The sequence below is a fragment of the Stenotrophomonas sp. GD04024 genome (assembly GCF_029837545.1).
GTDB lineage: Bacteria > Pseudomonadota > Gammaproteobacteria > Xanthomonadales > Xanthomonadaceae > Stenotrophomonas > Stenotrophomonas forensis.
Genome location: NZ_JAOEDV010000031.1, coordinates 40,761 through 46,760 on the forward strand (window position 1 = coordinate 40,761; position 6,000 = coordinate 46,760).

General features: G+C 68.6%; 6 protein-coding genes. All 6 read left to right on the forward strand.

Translation table 11 applies throughout. The features are described from left to right. Positions 1-158: 158 nt before the first annotated feature. The 6 genes from N7590_RS11950 to N7590_RS11975 are packed head-to-tail and all read left to right on the forward strand — an operon-like array spanning position 159 to position 5,965. The gene (locus N7590_RS11950) at positions 159-776 is read left to right on the forward strand and encodes a CDP-alcohol phosphatidyltransferase family protein (protein ID WP_164241338.1); all 618 of its coding nucleotides are present in this window, start codon (positions 159-161) and stop codon (positions 774-776) included. A gap of 34 nt (positions 777-810) precedes the next feature. Beyond that, entirely contained in the window at positions 811-2,562 is a 1,752-nt protein-coding gene (locus N7590_RS11955; protein ID WP_164241339.1) for a bifunctional alpha/beta hydrolase/class I SAM-dependent methyltransferase, read from the forward strand. Next, a complete protein-coding gene (locus N7590_RS11960; protein ID WP_164241340.1) occupies positions 2,562-3,896 on the forward strand; it encodes a phosphatase PAP2/dual specificity phosphatase family protein in 1,335 nt (444 codons plus the stop codon). Before N7590_RS11955 ends, N7590_RS11960 begins: the two co-directional genes overlap by 1 nt. Then, on the forward strand, positions 3,893-4,330 hold the full coding sequence (locus N7590_RS11965) for a hypothetical protein (RefSeq protein ID WP_053450958.1): 438 nt from the start codon (positions 3,893-3,895) through the stop codon (positions 4,328-4,330). Before N7590_RS11960 ends, N7590_RS11965 begins: the two co-directional genes overlap by 4 nt. Positions 4,331-4,343: 13 nt before the next feature. Next, positions 4,344-4,973, forward strand: a complete 630-nt coding sequence (locus N7590_RS11970) for a lysophospholipid acyltransferase family protein (protein ID WP_053450957.1) — start codon at positions 4,344-4,346, stop codon at positions 4,971-4,973. Continuing rightward, positions 4,970-5,965, forward strand: a complete 996-nt coding sequence (locus N7590_RS11975; protein ID WP_164241341.1) for a phosphatidate cytidylyltransferase — start codon at positions 4,970-4,972, stop codon at positions 5,963-5,965. The genes N7590_RS11970 and N7590_RS11975 overlap by 4 nt, the downstream gene beginning before the upstream one ends. Positions 5,966-6,000 lie beyond the last annotated feature (35 nt).

Below are 6,000 nucleotides of genomic sequence, written 5' to 3' on the forward strand. Positions count from 1 at the left end.
GTGGCGGGCGCTGGCGGGCAAAATCGGCTGGCGCCGACGGCCCTGCGGCCGCCTTCAGCACACCCTGGGCCGGGGCGGCCTGCAAGCAATTGGATGGGGCGCACTGCCGCAATCGGGTAGGCTGTGCCCGAACTGCCAAGGATCAGCGGCTTCGGATCATGTCGATCTATGCATTGAAGGGACGTTTCCAGGACCTGTTGCGTCCAGCCGTACGCGGCCTGTACCGCATGGGGGTCACCGCCAACGCGGTGACCGTGGCCGCTGCCGTGGTCTCGCTGCTGGTGGCCGCTGCGGTGTGGTGCTGCGCCCCGGCCCAGCCGCTGCTGTACCTGCTGCTGCCGTTGTGGATGCTGCTGCGCATGGCACTCAACGCGGTGGACGGCATGCTGGCCCGCGAGTTCGGCCAGCAGTCGCGGCTGGGTGCCTATCTGAACGAACTGTGCGATGTGGTCGCCGACGCCGCGATGTACCTGAGCCTGCTCAGCGTGCCGGGCGTGCGCCCGGAAGCGCTGTGGCTGCTGGCCTGGACGGCGGCGCTGAGCGAGTACGCCGGCGTGCTGGGGCTGATGGTTGGTGCCAGCCGCCGCTACGACGGCCCGATGGGCAAGAGCGACCGCGCGTTCGTGATCGGTGCGCTGGGCCTGCTGCTGGCGTTTGAGTGGGTTGGCGCGATGGCGGTCACTGGCGTGGCTGCGGCCATGGCGGCGCTGTGCATGCTGACCATGATCAACCGCGTCCGTCGCGGACTGCGGGAAGCGGCGGTTTCGCCTAGTTAATCAAGCAGATACAAAAAGACAATCAGGAGATTGCATGCGTCAGGCGCAGGAACGGGAATTCCACAGCTTCGACCAGGTAGCGCTGTTCTACCGGTACTGGGCGGGCACCACCGCAACGCCGGCCACCAAGGCCATCGTGCTGCTGCACCGCGGCCACGAGCACTCCGGGCGCGTCACCCACCTGGTCGATGAGCTGGACCTGCCCGACACCGCCTTCTTCGCCTGGGATGCGCGCGGTAACGGCCGTTCGCCGGGTGCGCGTGGCGATGCACCGGGCTTCCCGGCGCTGGTGCGCGATCTCGACAGCTTCATCGCCCATATCGGTGCCGAGCACGGCATCGCGGTGGAAGACATCGTGGTGATCGCGCAGAGCGTGGGCGCCGTGGTCGCCGCCACCTGGGTGCATGACTATGCGCCGCGCCTGCGTGCGCTGGTGATGGCCTCGCCGGCGTTCAAGGTGAAGCTGTACGTGCCGTTCGCACGCCCGGGCCTGGCGTTGATGCAGAAGCTGCGCGGCAACTTCTTCGTCAACAGCTACGTCAAGCCGCAATGGCTGACCCACGACCCGGCGCGGGTGCAGAGCTACCGCACCGATCCGCTGATCACCCGGCCGATCTCGGTGCGCGTGCTGCTGGGCCTGTACGAGGCCGCCGACCGCGTCGTGGCCGACGCACAGGCGATCAGCGTGCCGGTGCAGCTGCTGGTGTCCGGTTCGGATTTCGTCGTGCATCGCGGCCCGCAGGACCGCTTCTACGAGCGGCTGTCCAGCCCGGTCAAGGAGCGCGTGCACCTGCCGGGCTTCTTCCACGACACGCTGGGCGAGCGCGACCGCGCGCCTGCGCTGGCACGCATCCGCAGCTTCATCCAGGCGCGTTTCGCCGAACCGCTGCGCGAGCTGTCGCGACGCGATGCGCACCGCCATGGGCCGACCTTCGAGGAATCGGAAATCCTGGCGTGGCCGCCAGAGCGCAACAGCCTGGCCGACCTGCGCTGGCGCGTGGTGCGCGGTGGCCTGCGCTTCGGCGGCACGTTGTCCGAAGGCATCGCGCTGGGGCTGCAGACCGGTTTCGATTCGGGCAGCACGCTGGACTACATCTACCGCGACGAAGCCCGTGGCAAGGGCCCGCTGGGGCGCATGGTCGATCGCAACTATCTGGATGCGATCGGCTGGCGCGGCATCCGCGTGCGTGGCCAGCACCTGCAGGAACTGCTGCGCGATGCTGCCCAGCGCCTGCGCGGGCAGGGCACGCCGGTGCGCGTGCTGGACGTGGCTGCCGGCCATGGCCGCTACGTGCTGGAAGCGCTGGGCCAGGGCGAACAGCGCGCCGATCACATCGTGCTGCGTGATTTCAGCGACCTGAATGTCACCCAGGGCCAGGCGCTGATCGAGCGGCTCGGGGCGGCCGACATCGCCCGCTTCGAGCAGGGCGATGCGTTCGATCCGGCGCAGCTGGCCAGGGTGGACCCGGCGCCGACGCTGGCCGTGGTCTCGGGCCTGTACGAACTGTTCCCCGACAACGATGCGGTATTGCGCTCGCTGCAGGGCATCGCCGCGACGGTGCCGGTCGGCGGTTATCTGGCCTACACCGGCCAGCCCTGGCACCCGCAGCTGGAGTTCATCGCCCGCGCGCTGACCAGCCACCGCGGTGGCGCGGCGTGGGTGATGCGGCGTCGTACCCAGCAGGAGATGGACGAGCTGGTGCGACTGGCCGGGTTCGAGAAGGTGGCGCAGCGCATTGATGACTTCGGCATCTTCACCGTGTCGCTGGCACGCCGGACCGCGTGATGGCGACGCTCGCCGCCGCCCCGCGGGCCGCAGAGGGGCGCCCCTGGCGGCGCGCCCTGTTGTGGCTGGCCCTGTTGGGCCCGTTCTTCTTCGCCAGCTACGGCTTCGCCAACTGGATGGCCAGCCGCCATGCTGCGCTGCCGGTGATGGCGTTCGCCTGGGAGACACGCATTCCGTTCGTGCCGTGGACGATCGTGCCGTACTGGTCGATCGATCTGTTCTATGCGATCTCGTTCTTCCTGTGCCGGCAACGGCTAGAACTGGACCGGCACGCGCTGCGGCTGTTCAGCGCGCAGGTCATCGCGGTGGCGTGTTTCCTGCTGTGGCCGTTGCGTTTCAGCTTCGAACGGCCGGAGATCGGCGGTGTGTTCGGCTGGCTGTTCGATGTGCTGCTGGGCTTCGACAGGCCGTTCAACCAGGCGCCGTCGCTGCACATCGTGCTGCTGATCGTGCTGTGGGTGAAGTTCGCGCAGTACCTGCACGGTGCCTGGCGCTGGGTGCTGCATGGGTGGGCGCTGCTGATCGGCGTTTCGGTACTGACCACGTTCCAGCACCATTTCATCGACATCCCGACCGGCCTGCTGGCGGGATGGCTGTGCGTCTGGCTGTGGCCGGAGCAGGGCACGCCGCCGCTGCGCGCCTGGCGCACCGCATGCGACCCCAGGCGCTGGCGCATGGCGCTGTTCTATCTGCTGGGGGCGGCGGCGCTGCTGGTGCCGGTGGTGCTGCTGCGCGGTGCAGCGCTGTGGCTGTTGTGGCCGGTGGCATCGTTGCTGCTGGTGGCACTGGCCTACGCCGGGCTGGGCACGGCCGTGTTCCAGAAGCGCGCCGACGGGCGCCTGACGATGGCGGCGCGCGGGTTGCTGGCGCCGTATCTGGTCGCGGCCTGGATCAACTCACGGGCGTGGACGCGCCGTGCGCCGCAGCCGGTCGCGGTGATGGACGGCGTGTGGCTGGGCCGCATTCCCAGCGCCGCGTTGCCGCCGCCGCTGCGGGGCGTTGTGGACGTCTGTGCCGAATTGTCCTGCCGTGCACCGGGGGCGGCGTATGCCCGCGTGCCGATGCTGGACCTGGTGGTGCCCACGCCGGCCCAGCTGCGCGAGGCGGCCGAGGCGATCGAGCGGCTGCGTGCGCAGGGGCCGCTGCTCGTGTGCTGTGCGCTGGGCTATTCGCGCAGTGCCGCCAGCGTCGCGACGTGGCTGCTGCGCAGTGGTCGTGCCACCGATGTCGACGCTGCGGTGGCGATCGTGCGCACCGCACGGCCGTCGATCGTCCTGCATGACAGTCATCTACAGGCCATCGCGGCCGCCGTAGCACCGGAGAGTACAGCATGAGCAACGCTGCCGATCTGCCGATGATGCACCTGCTGCTGCGCCAGGGCCGCCTGCCAGCCGTGCTGTCACTGGGCCTGCTGCTGGTGGCGCTGCTGTTGCTGGGTAGTGAGCCGGGGCTGGCGATGATGGCCGCCGGCCTGCTGTTGCTGAGCGTGGCGATGGGCGTGGTGCAGGCGTACTACGCGGTGCGCGTGCAGCTTGATGCCAGCCTGCTGCAGCTGCTGCTGCGCGAACACCTGCAGGGGGATGCGGCCGCCGCACGGGTGGATGCCGCCCTCCACACCGCCGGCCTGCGTCGTCGCGATGCGCAGGCGCCAATGCGTGGCTGGGACGCGCGCTGGATCGGCATGCGGCGCCTGCTGGTGTGCCAGTACGTGGCCACCCTGCTGCAGTTTTCGGTGCTGCTGCTGGCGGTGCTGTGGCCGCAGACGTGAACGGGAGGAACCGATGTTCGCCAGACTGATTGCCCGCGCCTGCAGTGGCGCGATCCATGTGGTGACCGGCGCACGTGCGCTGTGGATCGGCTGTGCACCATCCAGTGAGCACCGCGTCTATTACGGCAACCATGCCAGCCACGGTGACTTCGTGCTGATCTGGTCGTCGATGCCACCGGCGCTGCGCCGCCAGGTGCGCCCGGTGGCGGCGGCCGAGTACTGGCAGGGCGATGCCCTGCGCCGCTACCTGATCGATGCGGTGTTCAACGGCGTGCTGGTCGAGCGCGAGGCCGGGCATCGCCAGCAGGATCCGTTGCAGGTACTGCGCGAAGCGGTCGATGAAGGGTGTTCGCTGATCCTGTTCCCGGAGGGCACGCGCAATGTCGGCGACGAACCGCTGCTGCCGTTCAAGAGCGGCATTTACCACCTGGCGCGGCAACGGCCGGAGCTGGAGTTCGTGCCGGTGTGGATCGACAACCTGAAGCGGGTGATGCCCAAGGGCCGGTTCCTGCCGTTGCCGCTGCTGTGCACGGCGACCTTCGGTACGCCGCTGCGGCTGCAGGCCGATGAGGACAAGACCGCTTTCCTGGCGCGCAGCCGGCAGGCGCTGCTGGACCTGGCACCGAATGGAGGCCGCGCATGAGCTTCGTGCTGGATGTCTCCGGCGATCTGGCAACGCAGAGCGTAGGCCAGCAGACCGGCCTGCTGTTTGCCGGTGTCGGCGCGGTGCTGGTGCTGGCCACACTGGTGGCCGAGACCCTGCGCTGGCGCCGGCGCGGGCAGCCCAGCGCGGTGATCGCCAACCTGGTCTCGCGCATCCGCGCGTGGTGGGTGATGGCGATCGTGGTCGGGCTGGCGTTGTTCTTCGGCCGTGCCGGGGTGATCGTGCTGTTCGCGATCATCTCGCTGTTCGCGCTGCGCGAGTTCATCACCCTGGCGCCGACCCGCTCGGGCGACTACTACGCGCTGTTGGCCGCGTTCTACATCGTGCTGCCCTGGCAGTACTACCTGGTGTGGATCGACTGGTACGGCATGTACACGCTGCTGATTCCGGTCTACGCGTTCCTGTTCCTGCCGATCCTGTCGACCATCGGCGGCGACACCACCCACTACCTGGAGCGCACGGCGAAGGTGCAGTGGGGATTGATGATCTGCGTGTTCTGCATCTCGCACGTCCCGCTGCTGCTGAACCTGCACGTGCCGGGGCATGACCCGTCGCGCAACGTGCTGTTGTTTGCCTTCCTGGTGATCGTGGTGCAGTCCTCGGACGTGCTGCAGTACATCTGGGGCAAGCTGCTGGGCAAGCACCTGATCGCACCGAAGCTGTCGCCGTCGAAGACGGTGGAGGGCTTCGTGGGGGGTGTGCTGAGTGCGAGCGCGCTGGGCGCGGCGTTGTGGTGGATCACCCCGTTCACGCCGCTGCAGGCGTTTGGCCTGTCGCTGCTGATCAACCTGATGGGGTTCTGGGGCGGCCTGGTGATGTCGGCGATCAAGCGCGACCGCGGCATCAAGGACTGGGGCCACATGATCGAGGGCCACGGGGGCATGCTCGACCGACTGGATTCGGTGTGCTTCGCCGCGCCGGTGTTCTTCCATGTGGTCCGCTACTACTGGAAGGCGGGCGGCGGCGGTTGATTCGGGGACGCGCCGTCCACGCATGGCGTGGATCT

Coding starts and splice junctions, on each gene's coding strand:
- N7590_RS11975 (WP_164241341.1), top strand. CDS start 4,970: ATGAGCTTCGTGCTGGATGTCTCCGGCGATCTGGCAACGCAGAGCGTA.
- N7590_RS11970 (WP_053450957.1), top strand. CDS start 4,344: ATGTTCGCCAGACTGATTGCCCGCGCCTGCAGTGGCGCGATCCATGTG.
- N7590_RS11950 (WP_164241338.1), top strand. CDS start 159: ATGTCGATCTATGCATTGAAGGGACGTTTCCAGGACCTGTTGCGTCCA.
- N7590_RS11955 (WP_164241339.1), top strand. CDS start 811: ATGCGTCAGGCGCAGGAACGGGAATTCCACAGCTTCGACCAGGTAGCG.
- N7590_RS11960 (WP_164241340.1), top strand. CDS start 2,562: ATGGCGACGCTCGCCGCCGCCCCGCGGGCCGCAGAGGGGCGCCCCTGG.
- N7590_RS11965 (WP_053450958.1), top strand. CDS start 3,893: ATGAGCAACGCTGCCGATCTGCCGATGATGCACCTGCTGCTGCGCCAG.